General features: G+C 69.5%; 21 protein-coding genes. 12 read left to right on the top strand and 9 right to left on the bottom strand.

Going from position 1 to position 20795, the window contains the following annotated elements:
* The first annotated feature begins 123 nt into the window (after positions 1-123).
* From VLF18_RS19400 to VLF18_RS19380, 5 genes are all read left to right on the top strand, one after another.
* Positions 124-1134: an NAD-dependent epimerase/dehydratase family protein gene (locus VLF18_RS19400; RefSeq protein WP_325281279.1), complete on the top strand. Its 1011-nt coding sequence runs from the start codon at positions 124-126 to the stop codon at positions 1132-1134.
* Between the two features lie 76 nt (positions 1135-1210).
* Positions 1211-2194 carry a glycosyltransferase family 2 protein gene (locus VLF18_RS19395; protein ID WP_325281278.1) on the top strand — a complete coding sequence of 328 codons (984 nt, stop codon included), beginning with the start codon at positions 1211-1213 and terminating at the stop codon, positions 2192-2194.
* Positions 2191-2523, top strand: coding sequence for a hypothetical protein (locus tag VLF18_RS19390; protein ID WP_325281277.1), 333 nt, complete (start codon positions 2191-2193; stop codon positions 2521-2523). Before VLF18_RS19395 ends, VLF18_RS19390 begins: the two co-directional genes overlap by 4 nt.
* Positions 2520-3644: a mannosyltransferase family protein gene (locus VLF18_RS19385; protein ID WP_325281276.1), complete on the top strand. Its 1125-nt coding sequence runs from the start codon at positions 2520-2522 to the stop codon at positions 3642-3644. Before VLF18_RS19390 ends, VLF18_RS19385 begins: the two co-directional genes overlap by 4 nt.
* Positions 3641-4249 carry a hypothetical protein gene (locus VLF18_RS19380; RefSeq protein ID WP_325281275.1) on the top strand — a complete coding sequence of 203 codons (609 nt, stop codon included), beginning with the start codon at positions 3641-3643 and terminating at the stop codon, positions 4247-4249. The genes VLF18_RS19385 and VLF18_RS19380 overlap by 4 nt, the downstream gene beginning before the upstream one ends.
* A 6-nt stretch (positions 4250-4255) precedes the next feature.
* Here the strand turns inward: VLF18_RS19380 and VLF18_RS19375 are convergent, their stop codons facing one another.
* Positions 4256-4891 (bottom strand): LysE family translocator, encoded by a 636-nt coding sequence (locus tag VLF18_RS19375; RefSeq protein ID WP_325281274.1) that lies wholly within the window; start codon positions 4889-4891, stop codon positions 4256-4258.
* Positions 4879-5067: a hypothetical protein gene (locus VLF18_RS19370; protein WP_325281273.1), complete on the bottom strand. Its 189-nt coding sequence runs from the start codon at positions 5065-5067 to the stop codon at positions 4879-4881. The genes VLF18_RS19375 and VLF18_RS19370 overlap by 13 nt, the downstream gene beginning before the upstream one ends.
* Before the next feature lie 171 nt (positions 5068-5238).
* Here VLF18_RS19370 and VLF18_RS19365 point away from each other — a divergent pair, with 171 nt between their 5' ends.
* From VLF18_RS19365 to VLF18_RS19350, 4 genes are all read left to right on the top strand, one after another.
* On the top strand, positions 5239-6195 hold the full coding sequence (locus tag VLF18_RS19365; RefSeq protein ID WP_325281272.1) for a YafY family protein: 957 nt from the start codon (positions 5239-5241) through the stop codon (positions 6193-6195).
* A 35-nt stretch (positions 6196-6230) separates the two neighbouring features.
* The gene (locus VLF18_RS19360; RefSeq protein WP_325281271.1) at positions 6231-6872 is read left to right on the top strand and encodes a ubiquinone biosynthesis accessory factor UbiJ; all 642 of its coding nucleotides are present in this window, start codon (positions 6231-6233) and stop codon (positions 6870-6872) included.
* Positions 6869-8530 carry a ubiquinone biosynthesis regulatory protein kinase UbiB gene (gene ubiB, locus VLF18_RS19355; protein WP_325281270.1) on the top strand — a complete coding sequence of 554 codons (1662 nt, stop codon included), beginning with the start codon at positions 6869-6871 and terminating at the stop codon, positions 8528-8530. The genes VLF18_RS19360 and ubiB overlap by 4 nt, the downstream gene beginning before the upstream one ends.
* A 136-nt stretch (positions 8531-8666) precedes the next feature.
* A complete protein-coding gene (locus VLF18_RS19350; RefSeq protein WP_325281269.1) occupies positions 8667-9359 on the top strand; it encodes a phospholipase D-like domain-containing protein in 693 nt (230 codons plus the stop codon).
* Positions 9360-9397: 38 nt separating this feature from the next.
* On the opposite strand, the gene VLF18_RS19345 is transcribed toward VLF18_RS19350, so the two are convergent.
* From VLF18_RS19345 to VLF18_RS19325, 5 genes are all read right to left on the bottom strand, one after another.
* Entirely contained in the window at positions 9398-9595 is a 198-nt protein-coding gene (locus tag VLF18_RS19345; protein ID WP_325281268.1) for a hypothetical protein, read from the bottom strand.
* A gap of 141 nt (positions 9596-9736) precedes the next feature.
* Positions 9737-12451 carry a serine/threonine-protein kinase gene (locus tag VLF18_RS19340; protein ID WP_325281267.1) on the bottom strand — a complete coding sequence of 905 codons (2715 nt, stop codon included), beginning with the start codon at positions 12449-12451 and terminating at the stop codon, positions 9737-9739.
* 73 nt (positions 12452-12524) lie between these two features.
* Positions 12525-15266: a serine/threonine-protein kinase gene (locus tag VLF18_RS19335; RefSeq protein ID WP_325281266.1), complete on the bottom strand. Its 2742-nt coding sequence runs from the start codon at positions 15264-15266 to the stop codon at positions 12525-12527.
* A gap of 169 nt (positions 15267-15435) precedes the next feature.
* Positions 15436-15891: an ADYC domain-containing protein gene (locus tag VLF18_RS19330; protein WP_325281265.1), complete on the bottom strand. Its 456-nt coding sequence runs from the start codon at positions 15889-15891 to the stop codon at positions 15436-15438.
* A 300-nt stretch (positions 15892-16191) separates the two neighbouring features.
* Entirely contained in the window at positions 16192-16506 is a 315-nt protein-coding gene (locus VLF18_RS19325; RefSeq protein WP_325281264.1) for a hypothetical protein, read from the bottom strand.
* 240 nt (positions 16507-16746) lie between these two features.
* On the opposite strand from VLF18_RS19325, the gene VLF18_RS19320 reads away from it, so the two are divergent.
* The 3 genes from VLF18_RS19320 to VLF18_RS19310 all read left to right on the top strand — a co-directional run bounded on the left by VLF18_RS19320 (position 16747) and on the right by VLF18_RS19310 (position 19598).
* Positions 16747-17316: an ECF-type sigma factor gene (locus tag VLF18_RS19320; RefSeq protein ID WP_325281263.1), complete on the top strand. Its 570-nt coding sequence runs from the start codon at positions 16747-16749 to the stop codon at positions 17314-17316.
* Between the two features lie 462 nt (positions 17317-17778).
* A complete protein-coding gene (locus VLF18_RS19315; protein WP_325281262.1) occupies positions 17779-18612 on the top strand; it encodes a hypothetical protein in 834 nt (277 codons plus the stop codon).
* Positions 18613-18626: 14 nt separating this feature from the next.
* Positions 18627-19598: a hypothetical protein gene (locus VLF18_RS19310; protein ID WP_325281261.1), complete on the top strand. Its 972-nt coding sequence runs from the start codon at positions 18627-18629 to the stop codon at positions 19596-19598.
* Between the two features lie 64 nt (positions 19599-19662).
* Here the strand turns inward: VLF18_RS19310 and VLF18_RS19305 are convergent, their stop codons facing one another.
* Positions 19663-20088, bottom strand: a complete 426-nt coding sequence (locus tag VLF18_RS19305) for an OsmC family protein (protein WP_325281260.1) — start codon at positions 20086-20088, stop codon at positions 19663-19665.
* A 69-nt stretch (positions 20089-20157) separates the two neighbouring features.
* A complete protein-coding gene (locus VLF18_RS19300) occupies positions 20158-20610 on the bottom strand; it encodes a TerB family tellurite resistance protein (protein WP_325281259.1) in 453 nt (150 codons plus the stop codon).
* Between the last annotated feature and the right edge of the window lie 185 nt (positions 20611-20795).

Below are 20795 nucleotides of genomic sequence, written 5' to 3'. Positions count from 1 at the left end.
TCGTTTTGAGCAAGTAAAAGAGCGTAGGTGGCAGGAAATAGAGAAAGCGCGCCCGCTCTCTCTACTTCCTACCCATTCCTCTCGGGTTCTTCGCTGTGCAGCGCCTTTTTTGCGGAATTTTCCATGAAAGTACTCGTCACCGGCGGCGGCGGTTTTCTCGGCAAGGCCGTCTGCAAGCAGCTCGTCGCGCGCGGCCATGCGGTGCGCTCGTTCAATCGCCACGACTATCCCGAACTCGCGACGCTCGGCGTCGAGCAGCGGCAGGGCGATCTGCGCAACCTCGATCTGATCGCCGCGGCGGCCGAAGGCTGCGATGCGATCGTGCACACGGCGGCCAAGGCCGGCGCCTGGGGACCGCTGTCGGAGTATTACGAGGTCAACGTGCGCGGCACCGACAACGTGCTGGCGGCCTGCGAGATCCACCGCATTCCACGGCTCGTCTACACGTCGAGCCCGAGCGTCGTGCACGACGGACAGGACCTCAACGGCGTCAACGAATCGGTGCCTTATGCGAAGCATTTCCTCGCGCCGTATCCGCAGACCAAGGCGCGCGCCGAACAGCGTGTGATCGCGGCGAATTCGCCGCAGCTCGCCACCGTCGCGCTGCGGCCGCACCTGATCTGGGGACCCGGCGATCCGCATCTGCTGCCGCGCATCATCGACCGCTCGACGAGGGGCCGGCTGCGGCACATCGGCGACACGCCGAAGAAGATCGACACGGTCTACGTCGACAACGCGGCCGAAGCGCATGTGCTCGCGCTCGACCGGCTCGAGCCCGGCTCGCCGATCGCGGGCAAGGTCTACTTCATCACGCAGGGCGAGCCGGTCAACCAGGACGCGATGATCAACGCGCTGCTCAAGGCCGCCGGCCTGCCGCCGGAGGAACGCCGCATCTCGGTCGACTTCGCGCGCTTCGTCGGCCGCAACCTCGAACGCATCTGGAGCCTGCTGCGGCTCAAGTCCGAGCCGCCGCTGACGCGCTTCATCGTCGAGCAGCTCTCCACGGCGCACTGGTTCAACATCGCCGCGGCGCGGCGCGACCTCGGCTACACGCCGCGGGTCAGCACCAACGAAGGGCTCGCGCGCGTCGGCGAACAGCTGGCGCGGCAGCGGATGCAGCAGCGCAAGGGCTGAGACCCGATCGTACAGTCGCCAGGGCGGTGTGGCCTCGGCCACAATACGACGTTCTTCGCACCCGGCAGCAGACCTCATGATCGCGACCGCACTGCCCCGCGACGACCGACCGCGTCCCCGCGTCAGCGTCGTCGTTCCGTGCTTCAACGAGGAAGAAGTCATCGCCGAGACCGCGCGGCGCCTCGGCGCGGCCTGCGTCGCGGCGGCCGGCGACGACTACGAGATCGTCTTCGTCGACGACGGCTCGCGCGACCGCACCTGGGAGCTGCTGCAGGCCATCGCGCGCGCCGACGCGCATGTCGTCGCGCTGTCGCTGTCGCGCAACTTCGGCCACCAGCTCGCGCTGAGCGCCGGTCTGCAGCTCTGCCGCGGCGAACGCATCCTGATGATCGATGCCGACCTGCAGGATCCGCCGGAACTGCTCGCGCCGATGATGGCCGCGATGGACCAGGGGGCCGACGTGGTCTACGGCCGGCGCACCGAACGCCAGGGCGAGACCGCGTTCAAGACCGGCAGCGCGAGCCTGTTCTACCGCGTGCTCAACAGACTCACCGATGTGGACATTCCCGAGAACGTCGGCGACTTCCGTCTCGTCACGCGGCCGGTGCTCGATGCGCTGCTCGCGCTGCCCGAACAGCATCGCTTCGTGCGCGGGCTCGTCGCCTGGCTCGGTTTCCGCCAGGTCGCGTTTCCGTACGTGCGCGCCGAACGCTTTGCCGGCGTCACCAAGTATCCGCTGCGCAGGATGCTGCGCCTCGCGGTCGACGCGATCACCGGATTTTCGGTCGTGCCGCTGCGGATCAGCATCTGGGCCGCACTCGGCTGCTTCGGCGTCGCGCTGGCGGTGATGGCCTATGCGCTCGTGTCGTGGCTGTTCTTCGACGTGGTGCGCGGCTGGGCCAGCCTGACGGTGCTGCTCGCCCTGTTCGCCGGCGTGCAGCTGGCATGCCTGGGCATCCTCGGCGAATACGTCGGCCGCATGTTCATGGAGTCCAAGCGCCGGCCGCTGTACATCGTGCGCGAGATCGTGACCGCCCTGCCGGTGGACCCGGCACCATGAAGGTCTACGCGATGCTGCTGGCCAGTGCGTTCTGCGCGGCCGCGGGACAGATGCTGTTCCGCGTCGGTGCCGCCGGGCGTACCGCGCTGGTCGAGTTCGTGAATCCGGCGCTCGCGGGCGGACTCGCGCTCTACGGCGCGAGCACGCTGCTCTGGGTGTTCGCGCTGTCGAAGCTGCCGCTGCGCAGCGTTTATCCGTTCACGGCGCTGACCTTCGTGCTCGTCTACGGCGGTGCGGTGCTGCTGCTCGACGAGAAACCGTCGTGGCGCGGAATCGCCGGCGTCGTCATCGTGCTGGCCGGCCTCTACTGCATCGTCACCGACCGATGAACGCACCGCCCGCCGCCGAGCGTCCGTGGCGCATCGCGTTGACGATCGTCGCGCTGTACCTCGTGTCGCGACTGGCGCTGATCGCGGTCAGCGTCATGGTTCGCCAGACTCTCGGCGACGGCAGCACGGAGACGCTGCCGCGGGCGTTCTGCCGCTGGGACTGCGACTGGTACCTCGCGATCATCGACAAGGGCTATACGACGACGAGCGCGGACGGCGGTCCGGGCATGACGAGCTATGCGTTCTTCCCGCTGTTTCCGCTGCTGGCCGACGCCCTGACCGCATTCGGCCTGAGCGCAATCGAAGCCGTCGTGCTGCTCGCGAACCTCTGCTTCGTCGCGGCGCTGTTCTACGTGCAGCGCTATGCGCGCCTGCTCGGCCTGTCGACGCAGGCGAGCCTGATCGCGGTCGCCCTGCTCTGCTTCGTGCCGCACGGCTTCGTGTTCTCGGCCGGCTATACCGAAAGCCTGTTCCTGCTGCTGCTCGCCGCGGCGATGTATCACCTGCGCCGCGAGCACTATCTCGCCGCCGGCATCGCCGCCGCCGCGCTGTCGGCCGTGCGCGCGAACGGCGTGTTCTTTCTCGTGTTCGCGCTCGCCGTGGTCCTGCGCAACGAGGGCTGGCGCCTGTTCCTCGCGCCCTGGCGCAAGCCCGAGGTGTTCGTGCCGGTCGTGTTCGCGCCGCTCGGCCTGTTCCTGTTCTGGGCCTGGTGCTTCTACGGCACGGGCGACGCATTCGCGCAGATGAGCAGCGTCGAGCAGGGCTGGCAGTGGCGCTCGGCCGCGCCGTGGAAGAATCTCGCGAAGCATCTGGCCGGCGAGGCCCCCGCGCGGTTCTGGGCGATCGCGAGCCTGAGCATCGCGGCGGCGTCGCTGCTGCTGCTGCGCCGGCGCTGGTACGAGGAGTTCGTGCTCGTGGCCGCGATCCTCTGCCTGCTCTGGAGCGGCCAGATCGCGAACTCGCTGCTGCGCTACTGCATCGTGCTGTTTCCGGTGTGGATCGCCGTGGCGCGCGAACTCGAGAACCGGCCGGTCGCGCTCGCGACCGTCGCCGGCTGCTTCGCGCTGTTCAACGGCTGGCTCATGGCGGCCTGGACGCTCGGAGCGTTCATCAGCATATGAAGACCGTTCCCGCCTGGCGCCGCTGGCTGCTGCTCTGCGCATTGTTCACGCTCGGACTTCTGTACATCGCGGCATTTCGTGCCTTCCGGCACGACAGCCGCAATTTCCTCGACGCGGTGGAAGACGCGCGCGCGCGCGCCTACGCCGAGCGTCACCCGCTGCGCACGCTGCCGCAGCGGCTCGTGTTCAACCACGGCAATCCGGAAGCGGGCTATCTCGCCGGCGGCTGGTGGCCGCCCGCGCACGACGGCGCGACGCTCGTGCACACGCCGGCGCGCCTGCTGCTGCCGCTCGCGCCGCCGCGCCGCGCCGTGCGCATCGACTTCACGCTCGACGCCTACGTACCCGCGCCCGGCGCGACGGTGACGCTGACCTCGCGCGGCCGCGAACTCGCGCTCTGGAAAGTCGGCGACACGCCGCGGCTGAAGGACGCGAGCGTCGTCGTGGCGGCCGCCGACCAGCGCGACGGCTTCCTCGAGTTCGAGTTGCATCTGTACGGCCCGCGCAAGGCATGGAAGGGATCGCGCGCCGCGGTCACCGGCGCCGAGATCGCGCTGCTGCTGCGCGAACTGACGATCAGCGCGGTCGAGCCGGCCGCGCCGTAGCGGGAATCACCCGCCGCGCCAGCCGGCCGCGGCCGTCCACAACGCGGTCAGCAGCAATACGACACCGACGGCCCGATTGAGGCGCAGACCCGCCGCGGGCCGGTGCGCGAGCCAGTCGCGCGCACCGGCGGCGGCCAGCGCGAGCGGTCCGTAGATCAGCGCCTGCGTCGCCGCGATGATCAGCCAGAGCACGAGCGCCTGCAGCCAGACCGGGCCGCGCTGCGGATCGATGAACTGCGGAAACACCGCGAGCATGAACAGATAGGCTTTCGGATTGAGCAGGGACGTCAGCGCGCCGCGCAGCACGGCCGCACGCGGCGACAGCCGCGGCGCATCGGCCTGCAGCGCAGCGGCGTCACGGCTGCGCAGCAGGGTCCAGGCAATCCACGCGAGATAGCCGGCGCCGGCCAGCAGCACGGCATTGAACAGTCCGGGCACGAGCTTGAGCAGCAGGCCGATGCCGAGCGCCGCCGCGAGCACGTGACAGATGCCGCCGGCGACGACGCCGGTCAGCGCGAGCAGTCCCTGGCGCCGGCCGCCGACGAGCGAGCTGCCGGCGATGTAGGCCATGTCCATGCCGGGCAGCAGCACGACCGCGAGCACGACGAGGAAGAACAGCCAGAGCTGCGTCAGCGTCTGCATGACACGGCTCCGCGCAGCGGGAAGGCGCTCGGGTAGACGAACGCGACGCGCGAGGCAACCGCCGCGCGCGGTGTCGCGATGCCCGCGTCGGGTGCCGCACCGTCGCCGCCCTGCGCAACGACGATCGCCGTCGCGCTGGCCAGCCACAACACGCCGGCCGTCATCCGTATCGTCATTTCCCTGCTCCCGGCATCTGCGAGGCGCGCAGCATGGCCGGCAATGCGGACGGGTTCCGTCCTCTTTCGGGATGGCTTCCGGTCGCAGGAATGCTGGATCGGGTCGCGCCCGTGTCGGCTGCACTCGAATCCGGGCGGGTTCGGCCCTGATTCCGTCTATGCTGATGGCTCATGAGCCATCCCGCGTCCCGCGTCCTGACCGTCCTCGAACTGCTGCAGGCCCATGGCCGGCTCAGCGGCAGCGACCTCGCGCAGCGTCTGCAGGTCGACGTGCGCACGACGCGGCGCTACATCCGCGTGCTCGAGGACATCGGCATCCCGATCACGGCCGAGCGCGGCCGCTACGGTGCGTATTCGCTGATTCCGGGCTTCAAGCTGCCGCCGCTGATGTTCGGCGACGACGAGGCGCTGGCCCTGTCGCTGGGCCTGCTCGCCGCGCGCAGCCTCGGCATCGCCGACGCGGCACCGGCCGTCGCGAGTGCGCAGGCCAAGCTCGAACGCGTGATGCCGGCCATGCTGCAGCGGCGCGTGCGCGCGATCGCCGAGACCGTGACGCTGGATCTCAGCCACACGCCGACGGCGACCGACACCGAGTCGCTGCTGGCCCTGAGCGCCGCGGCGCAGAGCCAGCGCCGCGTGCGGCTGGACTATCGGGCCGCCGACGGCGCGACGAGCCGGCGCGAATTCGACACCTACGGCCTGACCTGGCGCGGCGGCCGCTGGTATGCGCTCGGCCACTGCCATCTGCGCCGCGACATGCGGTCGTTCCGCCTTGACCGCATCGAGAGCGTCGTGCCGATCGACCGCAGTTTCGGACGGCCGGCGAATTTCGACGCGGCGGCGCAGCTGGAACTGAGCCTTGCGAACCTGCCGCGCGCGATCGCCGTGGAAGTGCTGCTGCAGACCGATCTCGCCGGCGTGCAGGCCGAACACCTCGGCAACATCGGCGTGTTCGAAGCGCGCAGCGACGGCGTGCTGCTGCGCACGCGCACCGACTGCCTCGACTGGTTCGCGCGCCAGCTCGCGCGGCTGCCGTTCGCGTTCACGGTGATCGAACCCGACGGACTGCGCGAAGCCCTCGCGGCGCAGATCGCACGGCTGCAGGCAGCCATTGTCGCACCCGCCTGATCGGCGCCGCCGCGTCACGTAGAATCGGTCGTCTTATGACGACGCCGCGTACTCCGAACCCGATCCTGGCCGTGCTCGGCCGCCTGCTGCAGTCGGCGCTGAACCGCGCGCTGGCGCTCGATCCCGACACGCGCGGGCAACTCGGCCGCCTCGACGGCCGCGCCCTCAGCGTCACCTTCACCAACACGCCGCTCGCACTGCGGCTCGCCGTCGCCGGCGAGCGGCTCGAAGTCGGCCCGGCCTTCGGCGGCGACAGCGCGCTGCGCGTGGCGGCGACGCCCGGCAGCCTGCTCGCGCTCGCCCTGCGCCGCGGCGACGATGCTGCGCTCGCGCCCGGCAAAGTCGAAATCGCCGGCGATGCGGAACTCGCGCGGCGGCTCGAAAAGATCGCGAGCGGCTATCGGCCCGATTTCGAGGAAGCCTTCACACGCGTATTCGGCGACGTCATCGGCGTGAAGCTCGCGCAGGGCTTCGCCGCCGCGCTGCGCTACGCGCGCGACCGCAGCGAGGCGCTGCTGCGCGACGGTGCGGAGTATCTGCGCGAAGAAAGCCGCGACCTCGTGGCGCCCGGCGAAGTGGACGAGTACCTCGACGACGTCGACAGCCTGCGCGAACGCGCCGAGCGTCTGCAGGCCCGCGTCGCGCGTCTTGCCGCAGCCGCGGGCAAGCGCGCATGACGCCGCTGACGAGCGCGCCGCGCCTGATCGGCATCGCCCGCGTGTTGCTGCGCTACCGCCTCGACGAGCTCGTCGAAGCCGTACATCTGTTCCGTCCGCTGAAGTGGGTGCGCGGCCTGTTCGGCCAGCCGCGCGCGGACATCGCCCGGCTCAGCCGCGGCGAGCGCCTGCGCATGGCGCTCGCCGAACTCGGCCCGATCTTCGTGAAGTTCGGGCAGATCCTGTCGACGCGGCGCGACCTGCTGCCGCCGGACATCGCCGACGAACTGACCCTGCTGCAGGACCAGGTACCGCCGTTTCCCGGCACGCTCGCACGCGCGGCGATCGAAGCCGAACTCGGCGCCCCGGTCGCCGAGCTCTACGCCGAATTCGACGAGACACCGCTCGCCTCCGCCTCGATCGCGCAGGTGCATGCGGCACGGCTCAAGGACGGCCGTGAAGTCGTCGTCAAGGTGCTGCGCCCCGGCGTCGGCCGGCGCATCGCCGCCGACATCGCACTGCTGCGCGACTTCGCGCGGCTCGCCGAGCGCTTTCATCCGAACGCCGACAAGATCCGTCCGCGCGACGTCGTCGCCGAGATCGAGACCACGCTCGTCAACGAACTCGACCTGCAGCGCGAAGGCGCGAACGCCTGCCTGCTGCGGCGCAATTTCCGCGACTCGCCCGACCTCTACGTGCCCGAGGTGTTCTGGTCGCATTCGCGCGAAACCGTGCTGACGCTCGAACGCGTGCGCGGCATCCCGGCCGACGACATCGCCGCGCTCGACGCGGCCGGCATCGACCGGGTCAAGGTCGCGCAGAAAGGCGTGCAGCTGTTCTACACGCAGGTCTTCCGCGACAACTTCTTCCACGCCGACGCGCACGCCGGCAACATCTGGATCGACGCGACGCGGCCTTCCGAGCCGCGCTTCATCGCGATCGACTTCGGCATCATGGGCTCGCTGCCCGAGGCCGATCAGTACTGGCTCGCGGAAAACTTCATCGCACTGTTCAACCAGGACTACCGCCGCATCGCGCAATTGCACGTGCAGGCCGGCTGGATGCCGGCGACGACGCGGCTCGACGAACTCGAATCCGCCGTGCGCGCGGTCTGCGAGCCCTACTTCACGCGGCCCCTGAGCGAGATCTCGTTGGCCGAGGTGCTGGTCAAGCTGTTCCAGACCGCGCGGCGCTACGAACTGACGATCCAGCCGCAGCTGATCCTGCTGCAGAAGACGCTGCTCAACATCGAAGGCATAGGCCGCCAGCTCGATCCGAAGATCGACATCTGGGCCGTGGCCAAGCCCGTGCTCGAACGCCTGTGGCGCGACCGGCACGGCCCTGCTGCGTTGTGGAAAGCGCTAAAACGCCGCGTTCCGGAATGGCTCGCCGCCGCGCCGGACATGCCGCAGCTGCTGCACGACTACCTGCAGAAAGCCAGCAGCGGCGGCATCGAGATGCGCGTGCATTCCGAAGACCTGCGCAACCTGCACGCCGACGCGAGCGCGAGCCGCACGCAGATCGTGCCGCTCGCGCTCGGCGCGACGCTGATCCTCTCGGCCGTACTGCTCTATGCGCTCGACGATGCGGCCGGCCGCTTCCTCGGCGTTCCCTGGACGGCGTGGTTCACCGCCGTCGCGGGTACGCTGTGCTTCTGGACGGCGAATCGGCGTTCCTGAGCCGGAATGAAGGAATGAGTGACGAGGCGTGAGAAACGTACGAGCCGCGCACTTCGCTCACTCCTCGTCACTCGTTCCTGCAACCGGCCCGCAACGCGGCGTCACACGCAATCGTCATCGGCCAACGGAATCCGTCATGGACTTCGACAGACTCGACCAGACCCTGCGCGCGAGCGCCGCCGACTTCCGGCTCGACGACCGCGAGAAAGTGGAGTTGCGCGAGATCGGCGCGCAGCTCTCGCTCGAACACGTGCGCCGGTTGCGCAACACCGCGTTCGCGATCGCGCGCGCGCAGATCGCGGCCGCGCCGGCGCAGGCCGACGGCGTACTGCGCTGGCTCGAGCAGGTCGTGCGCACGCTCGACCTGTCGAGCCAGGTTGCCGCCGCCGCGCACAGCGCCTACTTCACGCCGGGCGACGCCTGCCTGCGCAAGCTGCGCGAACTCTGCGCCGGCGCGCGCCGGCAGATCGACATCTGCGTGTTCACGCTCGCCGACGACCGCCTCACCGGCGAAGTGCTGGCCGCGCACCGCCGCGGCGTGCGCGTGCGCATCATCAGCGACGACGACAAGCGTTTCGATTCCGGCAGCGACGTCTCGCAGCTCGCCGACGCCGGCGTCGAGATCCGCCTCGACCGCAGCCCTGCCCACATGCACCACAAGTTCGCACTGTTCGACACGAAGCTGCTCGCGAATGGCAGCTTCAACTGGACCCGCAGCGCGAGCCTGGGCAACGACGAGAACCTCGTCGTCAGCAGCGACGGCTATCTCGTGCGCTGCTTCGGCGGGCAGTTCGAAGTGCTGTGGGAGCGCCATACCGGAGTCGTATGAGCGGATACCGCGAGGCAGGCTTCGATGCCCGCCTTGTCTTACTGCGGTTCCTGCACGCCGCAGTCGTCGATTTCGCTCGGAATGCATCCTTCGGCCGGCTTCTGGTCGGCCCAGGACATAGACAGCCCGAACCACGAGCCGGTGAGCCAAGACGCCTGCGCCGCAAACGCGGGCGCGAGGAAAGCGGCAGCAACGACGACAAACGAGGCAGCAGGCAGCGTGCGGCGAGCGGACATGGCGGTTCCTGGCGGGTGAGCGCCGCGCGAGCGTAACCTTCCCGCGCGGAATCGGGAATCGGGGAGCGGGAACGTTCGCATCGTGAGCGCTCTGCACGACCGCTGTCGGGAACCGGGAGCGGAACCGAATCCGCAACGAAGCTATTTGTCCATTCCTGAAAAACTGTCGATCCAGCGCAGCCGCGCGTCATCGGCCGGCAGCCTCGCGCGCAGCGCCGTCTGCATCTCGAGCAGCACGGCCTGGGCGGCCGCATCACCCGCGCGCAGCCGGCAGGCGGCGGCAGCCGCGCGGCTGAACTGCGCGAGCAACGGCTTCGGCCCGAGATCCTGCTCGACATCGCGCGCGGCGGCTGCAATGGCCGCGCAGTCGTAGCCCGGCGTAACCGGCAGTTCGGCGACGGTGCGTTCGATCGCGAGCGAGGCCGTGCGCCAGGTGCCGGCCGGCATGACCTCGAAGCCGAGCGCCGCGCGGTCGAAATCGGCGCGGCCGTCGTCATTGCGGTTCAACCGGTAGCGCGCGTGGCCGCGCAGCGCGATGGCCCAGGCCACCGACAGCGGCGGCTTGGGCTGACCTTTGTCGCGCAGGGCGATCGCTTCGTCGAGCAGCGGCAGCGCCGTGACCGCATCGCCGCGGCGCAGATGCACGGTCGCCAGCGTCACCAGCGGCTGATAGATGCTGCCGGGGTTTTCCGCCGCGTGCGCACGGCGCAGCGCGAGCGCCTTGTCCGCCCATTGCAGCGCTTCGGCGTATTCGCCGACTTCGGTCAGCTGGTCGGCCAGGTTGCCCATGCGCAGCGCGGTATGCGTCGACGTGTCGCCGTAGGCGACGCGCTCCTGTTCCAGCGCTTCGCGGCTGTAGCGCAGGTGCTGCCAGGGATCATCGTGCCGCCAGCCCGCGCCGAGCGCATCGAGTGCGCCGGCGAGTTCGGTCGCCCGTTCCGCGCCGCCGCGCCGCAGCGTGTCGACGATGGGCTGTACCGCTTCGCGGCCGCGCGCGAACTGGTCGGTGTTCAGCAGTGCGCGTACCCAGCGTATGCCGGTCTCCTGCGTGATTGGATCGTCGTCGCCGAGCAGCTGGCGCCGCCGTGCATAGGCGTCGCCGAATGCCTGTTCCGCTTCGACGACGCGGCCGAGACTCATCAGCGCGTTCGCTCGGCGGCTTTGCACTTCGATGCGGGTCTTGTCGGCGTCGGCCCCGCGGCCGAGCGCGAGCGCGGCCGCTTCGTCGAGCGATTTGAGGGCATCGTCATGCTTGCCGAGGTCCTGCTGCGAGGCCGACCGCAGCGCGAGCGCCCGCGCCAGCAGCTGCGGATCGTTCATGCCGCGGCGCAAGCTCACGGCTTCGTCGGTCAGCGGCAGGGTGTCGACGGCGTTGCTGACGCCGCGATAGGCACGCGTCATCGCGAGCAGCAGTTCGCTGCGCGGTGCGGGATCCTGCACTTCGCTGCGGATGCGCTCGCGCGCCTGATCGAGCAGTTCGACCGCGGTGATGGCCTTGCCGCTGGTCTTGCCGGTGTCCGCACTCGTGAACACGCCGACCATGAAGTCGAGCACCTGGCGCGACTTCTGCGCTTCGCGCCGCACGGTCTGCGCCTGATACAGCGTCAGCGCGAGTCCCGCGACGAGCGCGACGACCAGCAGTCCGGCCAGACCGACCGCGAGCGCGTGCCGCCGCACGAAACGCGCGGCGCGATAGCGCCAGCCGCCGCGGCGGGCGAGCACGGGCCGGCGGTCCAGATGCCGCTGCACGTCGGCGGCGAGTTCCGAAGCGTTCGCGTAGCGCAGCGCCGGCTCCTTGCGCAGCGCCTTGAGCACGATCGCGTCGAGGTCGCCGCGCAGCTCGCGGCGCAGCCGCTCGGGCGTGAGATGGCGCCGCGCGGCGAGTTCGCCGGCCCGTGCCGGATCGCGCGTCACGGCAAGACTCGGCCGCGTCGGCTCCTGGTCGAGGATCGCGCGCTCGTAGGCGGCCGGCGTGGAATTGTCCACCTGATAGGGCCGCTGTCCGCTGAGCAGTTCGTAGAGCAGCAGGCCCAGCGCGTAGATGTCCACCGCCGTCGTCACGACCTCGCCGCGCACCTGTTCGGGCGCGGCGTATTCCGGCGTGAAGATGCGCGTCGCGCTGGTCGCGGCGGCGTCCTCGGCAATGAGTTTCGCGATGCCGAAATCGAGCAGCTTCACGACGCCGTCGCGGCTCACGAGGATGTTCGACGGCTTCAGGTCGCGATGCACGACGAGACGCTGATGCGCATGCTGCACCGCCTCGCAGACCGTCAGGAACAGCGCGAGCCGCGCGCGCAGGTCGAGCCGCTGCGCATCGCACCAGGCGCGCAGATCGACGCCGTCGACGTATTCGAGCGCGAGCCACGGCCAGCCGTCGGCGCTGACGCCGCCGTCGACGAGATGCGCGATGTTCGGATGCTGCAGCGACGCGAGGATCTGCCGCTCGGCGCGAAACCGCGCCTGGGTCTCGGCCGTATCCCAGCCGCCGCGCACCAGTTTGATCGCGACCACCTGCGCGAACTGGCCGTCGATGCGTTCGGCGAGCCAGACCGCGCCCATGCCGCCGCGGCCGATCTCGCGCACGAGCCGGAACGGCCCGAGCACGAGCCCCTCGTACGCCGCGCTCGATGCAGCGTCGAGCTGCTCGGCGAGCCCGGCGACGACGTCGGGCGCCTGCGCGAGCATCTCGGTGCGATCGGTCGCGTCGGCGTCGGCGCGCAGCAGATCGAGCACGTCGGCGCGCAGTGCCGCATCGTCGGGACAGGCCGCGCGCAGGGCGTCTTCCCACTGCGACGGCGCGAGTTCGCTCGCGCGGTCGAACAGCTCGCGTATGCGCCGCCAGCGTTGCGCGTCCATGAAGCTCCCCTCTTCGCCGGATCGCCCGCGCACGGTAGCGCAAACCCGCGCACGCGCGGCACGGGGGTTTTACTCAGCGGCGCGCGGACCAGCCGGCGACGAGTGCGGCCGCCATGCGTGCGCGCGGATCCTGCGCGCCGCGCGACAGGCCGGCGACGAGCGCGTCGCGCGCGCGCGCCGCGGCGTCGACCGCCACCGCGCGGCCTTCGCTGCAGAGCGCCGCGAGGAAGGCCGCGAAGCGCGCGTCCGGACCGTCGGCGCGCCTGGACGCCGCGAACGCCGCGGCGACCGCGGCAGCCTCGCCGCAGCTTTCCGCGACCGGCGCGCGCAGGCGCCAGTGCGCCGCGAGATCGGCACTGCGGATGCGCAGCATCAGGTCGGTGTCGGGCCCGTAGGTCGGCGCGAGCACCTCGCGCGCGCGCGCGGCGTCGCGCCGCGCGGCCGCCGCGTCGCCGCCGATCACGTCGAGAGTCGCGCGCCACAGCAGGCAGCGGCCGAGTTCCATCGCGATGTCGCTGCGCGCGGCGACCTCGATCGATTCGTCGAGCGGCGCGCGCGCGTCGGCGTCGCGGCCGGCGATCAGCAGCAGGCCGCCGTAGTTGCACAGGCTGCTCGCGAGTTCGTGCGTCGCGTCGGGTCCGCGGCGCCGGTCCAGCGCGACCGTGCGTTCGAGCAGCGGCAGCGCTTCCTCGACGCGTCCGGCTGCATTGAGCTGGACTGCCAGACTGTTGAGCTGCGGCGTGATCGCGGGATCGTCGGCGCCGTAGAGTTTTTCCATGACTCCGAGTGCCTCGCGCTGCAGCGCGATCGCCTCGTCGACGCGCTGCTGGTGCGCGACGGCCGTCGCGAGCGTACCGAGCGTGTCGGCCAGCAGCACGCGTTCCGCGGTTGCGTCGCCGCGCAGCCGGTCGAGGTAGGGCCGCAGCACCGCTTCCGCGTCGGCGGCGCGGCCGAGCTTGTCGAGCGCGAATGCGAGATGTCCGGCGAGTTCGACGCGCAGGAAGCGGTGGTCGGGCGAGTCGTCGAGCAGCGCAAGGCCGCGCCGCATTGCCGTCGCGATGTCCTCGTAGCGGTTGTCGAGCTGCAGACCGTAGACGCGCAGCGCGAGCGCGTAGGCGACGAGTTTCGCCTGTGCCGGATCGCGCGGATCGAGCAGGCTCTCGGCGCGATCGAGCAGCGCCGGGCAGCGCTCGGATTCATTGCCGAGATCGAGATGGCGGCACTGCTGGATCAGCGCGGAGGCCTCGAGCACGCGATCGCCGGCGGCGCGCGCGATCGCGAGCGCTTCGTCGACGAGCGGTACGGCGGGCTCGCGCTGGCCGAGCCCGAGATAGGCCGATGCCATGGTCAGCAGCAGGCGGCCGCGCGCCACGTCGCGCCGCGGCAGCGCCGTGCGCATGTTTTCCACGCCGGCGTCGAGCAGGTCGCGCACGCTGAGCGCTTCGCCTTTGCGCCGCGCGGGGTCGGCGTTGTCGAACAGCGTCGTCATGAAGCCGAGCGCTTCGCGCGCGGTGTCGCGTTCGGCACGTGCGACGCGCGCCTGCCACACCGCGACGCCGAGTCCTGCGGCCAGCGCGAGCGCCGCCACGGTGCCGAGCGCGACGGACGCCGTATGCCGCTGCAGGAAGCGCGTCGCGTGATAGCGCCAGTTGCCGCGGCGTGCGAGCACGGGCTGATGCCGCAGATAGCGCTGCACGTCGGCGACGAATTCGCCGACGCTCGCATAGCGCTGCGCGGGCTGTTTGCGCAGTGCCTTGAGCACGATGGCGTCGAGGTCGCCGCGCAGCTCGCGGCGCAGGCGCTCGGGCGTCAGGTGCCGCTTCGCCGCGATCGCCTCGGCCTGCGGCGTGTCGCGCGTGAGCCGCAGGCTCGGGCGCGTCGGCTCCTGGTCGAGGATGGCGCGCTCGTAGGCGGCCGGCGTGGAATTCCCGGTCGCGTAGGGCCGCTGCCCGCTGAGCAATTCATAGAGCAGCAGGCCGAGCGCATGGATGTCGACCGCGGTCGTGACGAGTTCGCCGCGCACCTGTTCGGGCGCGGCGTACTCGGGCGTGAAGATGCGCGTCGCGCTGACCGAGGCCGACTGCGGATCGATGAGCTTGGCGATGCCGAAGTCGAGCAGCTTCACGACGCCGTCGTCGCTGACGAGGATGTTCGACGGCTTCAGGTCGCGATGCACGACGAGCCGCTGGTGGGCGTGTTCGACCGCCTCGCAGACGGTCAGGAACAGCGCGAGCCGCCGGCGCAGGTCGAGCGCGTGCGCGTCGCACCACTGGCGCAGGTCGGTACCGGACACGTATTCGAGCGCGAGCCACGGTCGGCCGTCGGCGGCGACGCCGCCGTCGACGAGATGCGCGATGTTCGGATGCTGCAGGCTCGCGAGGATCTGGCGCTCGGCGAGAAAGCGCGAATGGGTTTCGGCGACGTCCCAGCCGCCGCGGATCAGCTTGATCGCGACGGTCTGCGAGAACTGGCCGTCAGCACGCTCGGCAAGCCAGACCGCGCCCATGCCGCCGCGGCCGATCTCGCGGACCAGGCGGAACGCACCGAGCCGGTCGCCGCTGCGCACGGCGGCCGCCGCCGCGGCGTTGCGGCCGGTCAGTTCCTGGGCGAGACCGGCGACGAGGTCGGGCACCTGTTCGTGCATGCCGGTCGCACGCGTCGCCGCCGCGTCGGCATGCAGCAGCGCGAGCACTTCGGCGCGCAGCGCCGCATCCTCGGGCGCGTGCCGCAGCAGCTGCGCTTCCCAGTGATCGGGACCCAGGTCGACGACGGTCTCGAACAGGTCGCGCGCCTGACGCCAGCGTTGTGCATCCATCGGTTCGACTCGGCAGTTGATTGCGGCGGCTGAACGCGTAGGTTGCTGGCGAGCGCGGGGAACCGCAACCGCGTGAGGGAGAGTGAAGAAGAATGACAAACGAGAGAACGCAAGGTGCGCCGCCCGCTCTCGCTCGTTTTCACTCCGCTTCACTCACTCGCTTTTCGTTTCAGCGCGACCGATTGAACAGCACCGCGCCGGCGGTCCGCGCGGCCCGCTCGTCGCAGCGCTCGCCCAGCGCGCCCTTGAGCCGCGGACAGCGCGCCGCGATCGCATCGAGCGTGACGTTGCCGGGCACGCACACGTGATTGACGCAGACCGCGCCGGTCGGCGCCCGGCCGGCTTCGAAGCGGAAGTCTTCGCCGCTCTCGGATTTCTGCACGCCGTGCCGGTCGTAGATGTCGATGGTCATGCCTTCGCGCGTCGTCGCGGTGCCGTCGCCGCAATAGTCGGCGCGGACCATGTGCACGCACGCTTCGTACATCTGCGCCTTCGGCGTGCCGGGCGCGCGGTCCCAGGGACGGTAGCCCCAGCGCATGCACTTGGCCCGGGCGCCGCCGGTGCAGGTCAGCGCGAAGTGTGCGCCGTCCGAGCGATAGCGGCCGTCGACCCGGCGGCCCGGCACCGGAAATCCTTCGCGATGGCCTTCGCGGTCCGCGCCCGCAGGCGTCGCACCAGACACCGTCGCCCATTCGCTGGCTGAAACGGTGCAGCCGCAGGCGACTGTCGCTCGGGTCGGTCCGGACAGCGTCGATGCGCAACTGCACGCCGCCGCCGAGATCGGGTTCCGCGCCGACCAGGTCGGCGCTGCGCGGCACGCGGCGGTCGGCGCGGTACAGCACGGACTCCGTGCCGTCGACTGTCCGGCGCGAGGCCGGCTCGGCCACCGCCAGCGCCGTCAGCGCAACGCCGAGCCGGCACCGCATCAGCGGGTTTCCGGCAGGCGGACCTGCATGTCGGCCAGCGACACCGCCGACCAGTCGGTCGTGACGTTCGCGAAGGCCGCGGTATGCGTACCCTGGATGACGGCGCCTTTCGTGCCGACGCCGTTGAGCGTCCAGCCGTTGAGGCGCAGGCCGTTCAGACGGAAGTCGTTGAGGCGCACGCCGTTGAGGTTCAGGCCGTTCAGGCGGAAGTCGTTGAGTTCCACACCGTTGAGACTCCGGCCGTTGGTTTCGGTGGCGGCCGGCGCGACGCCGGCCGCGGCGATCAGAGCGAAAGCGATCAGGAAGCGTTTCATGGCGTACTACGGAGTTGATGGGGCGGAAAACCGTGTCCGCTCTGACATACGACGTCGATGACCCGCACGGATCATGCCCGGCCGTCCGGGATTTCCCTCAGCCGCCGGCGCACGCAAATTCCGCAACGGCGCACCTCGGAATCCGCACCATGCGACGTGGTACAACTGCGGCACGTCCGCGCTCGGCGTTGCGCTCATGAGCAGGACGACGCGAACGCGCGACGGCAGGGGAGGACGGCGATGAACGAGCACGAGATCACCGCGCGCATCGCGGCGGCCAATCAGGATTCGGCCGAACGCGACAAGGCGCTGAAACTCGTCTACGACGACCTGCTGCGCATCGCGCGCGCCGAACTCGCGCGCCATCGCCGCGGCGATACCTTGAACACGCGCGCGCTCGTCAACGAGGCCTACCTCAAGCTGTTCGACCGCAACGAAAGCCATTACGAGAACCGCAAGCACTTCTTCGCGACGGCCGCGCGCGCGATGCGCCAGGTCGTCATCGACTACGCGCGCGCTCGGCTGGCCGAGCGCCGCGGCGCCGGCGCCGAACATGTCGAACTCGAAGCGCTCGAAGGCATGCCGCTGCCCGTCGACGAACAGGCCGAGCAGCTCGTCGGCATGGATCGCGCACTGGAAAAGCTCGCCGCTCTCGACGCGCGCCTCGTGACCGTGGTCGAGATGCGCTTCTTCGCCGGGCTCGAAGTGAAGGACATTGCCGAACTGCTCGGCGTCTCCGAACCCACGATCAAGCGTGACACGCGTGCGGCGAAGGCGTTCCTGCAGAAAGAACTCGCGCTGGGAAATTGAATGCGCGGACAGGTTGGGTTGAGCCGCAGGCGAAGCCCAGCAGCGCGGTGCATCCTCCGGCGAAGAAGCCGTGCCGAAGGAAGCGCCTGTCTTTCGTCACGCGTGTGAACCCGCGGCAAGCCGTCCGATTTCTTCCCCTGCGGTCTTTGCGGGTGGAACACGCCGGCACCGGCCTTCGCTGCACTCGACCCAATCTGCGCAACGTCTCTTCACGACGCTGAACCACACCGCCGACCTGTGAAGCAATCGACGCCTCATCGCGGCGGCGCATCGCAATTCGCGATTTTCGTCGTGTTACCGCGCGATTCCGCTGTTCGCTTTTTTGAACATGCCACGTTCGTATACACGTTGCGTTTTCCCGCCAAGGACGGGGACGGCAACGCGAGACGGGCACGACGCTTGTTCGGTATGCGCCGCGCGCTGCGTTCCGATGGCTCGTCATTCATCGACATGGAGCATTCAATGAAAGCGACACGCAAAGCATTGCTCGGCGCCGGGCTCGCCCTCGCCGCGCTCGGCATCGGCGGCAACGCGCTGGCCGACTCGGTCTGGAGTTCGGCGATCACGAAGTGGGACGGCGACTGTTCGGGTTCGCAGCGCGACTGGTGGGACGACATGTGCATGGCCTGGCGCCACGAGATGGCCGACCGCGGTTTCGTGCCGGTCTGGCAGAACTTCTCGCTGGTCCGCGTCAACAAGTACGTCGATCCGTCGATTTCGGCCTGGGGCACGGACAACAGCCGCCTCGACGCGCAGGACGCGGGGCTGATCTGCACGCACGGCAGCCTCGACAGCGTCGGCTGGCAAGGCAGCATGCACACCAAGGATCAGGGCGAGTGCAAGCTCAACGTCAACCAGATGAAGATCGGCAAGGCATCTGGCGGACGTCTGCGCTTTTTCCACATGTCATCCTGCCAGAGCGTGCAGTGGGACAAGCGCCTGTCGTGGTTCGGCCCGGCCAAGGGCGGCGTGCACGTGATCTCGGGCTTCCACGGCCTGATGTACATCGGCTCGCAGTACGTCGACGAGTATGAAGACCTCGCCGCCGACGGCACCTCGTCCAAGGGCGTCGGCAAGGCCTGGGTCGACAACATGCATCACGTCGACCACTGGTACAACAGCTACAAGACGATCTGTCCGGTCTCGATGGGCTTCGGCAACACCGCGGCGCGTTCCTCCGACGTGCTCAACGAACGCTACGCGAGCAAGTGGGCCGACACGAGTCCGAACTGGACCACGTCGCGCTACATCAGCGGCTGCGATCCCTCCACGGGCGGCGGCGCGCTCCCCAACTGAACGGACTCACGATCATGAAAAAATCCACGTTTCGCACCCGCACCGGTTTTCTCGGCCTGTTCGGCCTGATGCTGCTCGCGCCGCTCGCGGCCAGCAGCGCCGCCGACGTCAACGACCTGGGTTCGCCGGCCGAAGCCGCCGAACTGTATTCCGAGGACTACGCGCGCCTCGTCGAGTTCGCGATGCCGCGCTTCGACGGCGAGATGCTCGGCCGCCGCCTCGCGACGGTCCGCGCGAAGTATCCGAACGGCCACGACCCGCTGCGCCTGCGCAAGATCGGCGACATCGAAGACATCCTCGGCCTGCCCCACTCCACGACGGGCGGTTCCGATTTCGTCTCGACCAAGACGGCGACCTACGGCATCAGTCAGGGATCGAGCCGCGTGCACTACGCACGCAATCTCGAGGGCCAGCCGCCGATGGACTTCGCGCTCGCCCAGCGCACGCAGCGCGAACTCGAAGCGCGTCATCTCGACCTGCTCTCGCAGGCCGGCATCGATCGCGAACAGGTGCTGTTCGCCAACACCGGCATCATGTCGCTGCGCACGCAGTCGGCCGACATGGGCGACGACAGCGCGATGCTCGCGGCGGACTCGGTGTTCACCTACGCCCTGCGCAACATCGACGGTCTGCAGGTCGAAGGCAGCGACGCGAAGATCGCCTCGCGCGGAGCCGGCGACGTCGTCAGCATGAGCCTGCGCTGGCCGTCGGTACTGCTGCATCCGCAGCTGACGAGCTTCAAGCTCAAGAGCACCGAGGAACTCAAGCGCGAAGTGCTGGCCGAAGTGACCCGCGCCGGCGACGGCTCGGTCGTCAACCTGCGCATGGCCGTCGTGCTGCGCCCGGTCAAGCTCGACGGCCGTCGCGTCTACGTACCGTCGCTGAAGGTCGGCGTGATGCCGCGCGACGAAGCCGGTGCGCTGTTCTACGTCGACCTGCCGCAGCAGCAGCTGGCTTACGACGAAGGCGAGATCGTCGATCGGTAAGCGGAGATGCAGCCGGTGCAAAGCCCTCTCCCCCAGGCGAGCTTGGGGGAGAGGGAGATCGGAATCACTCGTCCAGCGTCGCGTCCATCGAGATCTCGGCATTGAGCACGCGCGACACGGGGCAGCCGGCCTTCGCCTTGCCGGCGAGTTCGGCGAACGTCGTCGCATCGGCGCCGGGCACTTTCGCGTTGACGACCAGATGCACGGCGTTGATCGTGAAGCCGGCGTCGGTCTTGATCAGGCTGACCTCGGCGCGCGTGCGGATGTAGTCGGCGGTCAGGCCGGCCTGGCCGAGAATGTTCGACAGCGCCATCGAGAAGCAGCCTGCGTGCGCGGCGCCGATGAGTTCCTCGGGATTCGTGCCGGGACCGTCCTCGAACCGCGACTTGAAGCCGTAGGGCGCATCGCGCAGCACGCCGGTCTCGGTCGAGATCGTTCCGCCGCCTTCCTTGATGCTGCCTTTCCACTCCGCCGATCCGGTCTTCTTCATGGACGTCTCCTGGTCTGTGGGTCTGGGATTACGGCGCAACCGCAGTTAGCGCCGCGTGAGCGGCACGCATCAGCGATTCAGTTCCTTCGACACTTCCTGCAGCGCGTCGGTGTTGCTGATGCGCGAAATCTGCTGCAGCAGGTAGTCGGCGACGCCTTCCTCGATCTGTCCGAGTTCGCCGGCAGACACGCCGAGCGCATCGGCGAAGGATTGGACCTTGGCGCGTTCGGTCGCCGAGTAGCTGCCGTCGGCATGCGCGAGCAGCAGGCAGGAATGCAGCAGCGCGATCTTCTGCGCCGTCTGCTTGAAGTCGTCAACGATCGCGGCGAGATCGAACGGCATCGCGATGAGGTCGTCGAACGAGGCGAGCGCCGCCGCATCGCGCTGGCAGGACTCGTAGAACCCGCGCAGCATCACGCGCTCGGCGTCGTGGACGCCGTCGGTCAGCGCGATGTCGTGCATCGCGCGCACGATCGCCTGCAGGTGATGAAGTTCGAGCGTGGTCGTCGGTGTAGCGGTCATGATCGGCTCCGATAAAGAAGAGGCTTTGCTCCCTCTCCTCCAAGCCTGCTTGGGGGAGAGGGCCGGGGTGAGGGGAGAAGTTTCCACTCGCCGCACGCTTGGATTGTCGGCCGGGTCGGGACGCACACGGTGCGCTTCGACCCAGTGTCGGGTTGGCAGGCGTTTGCGCCCCCTCACCCTACCCT

Origin of the sequence: Tahibacter sp. (assembly GCF_035481375.1) — a bacterium.
Taxonomy (GTDB): domain Bacteria; phylum Pseudomonadota; class Gammaproteobacteria; order Xanthomonadales; family Rhodanobacteraceae; genus Tahibacter.
This window is presented reverse-complemented; position numbering and strand designations above follow the sequence as displayed.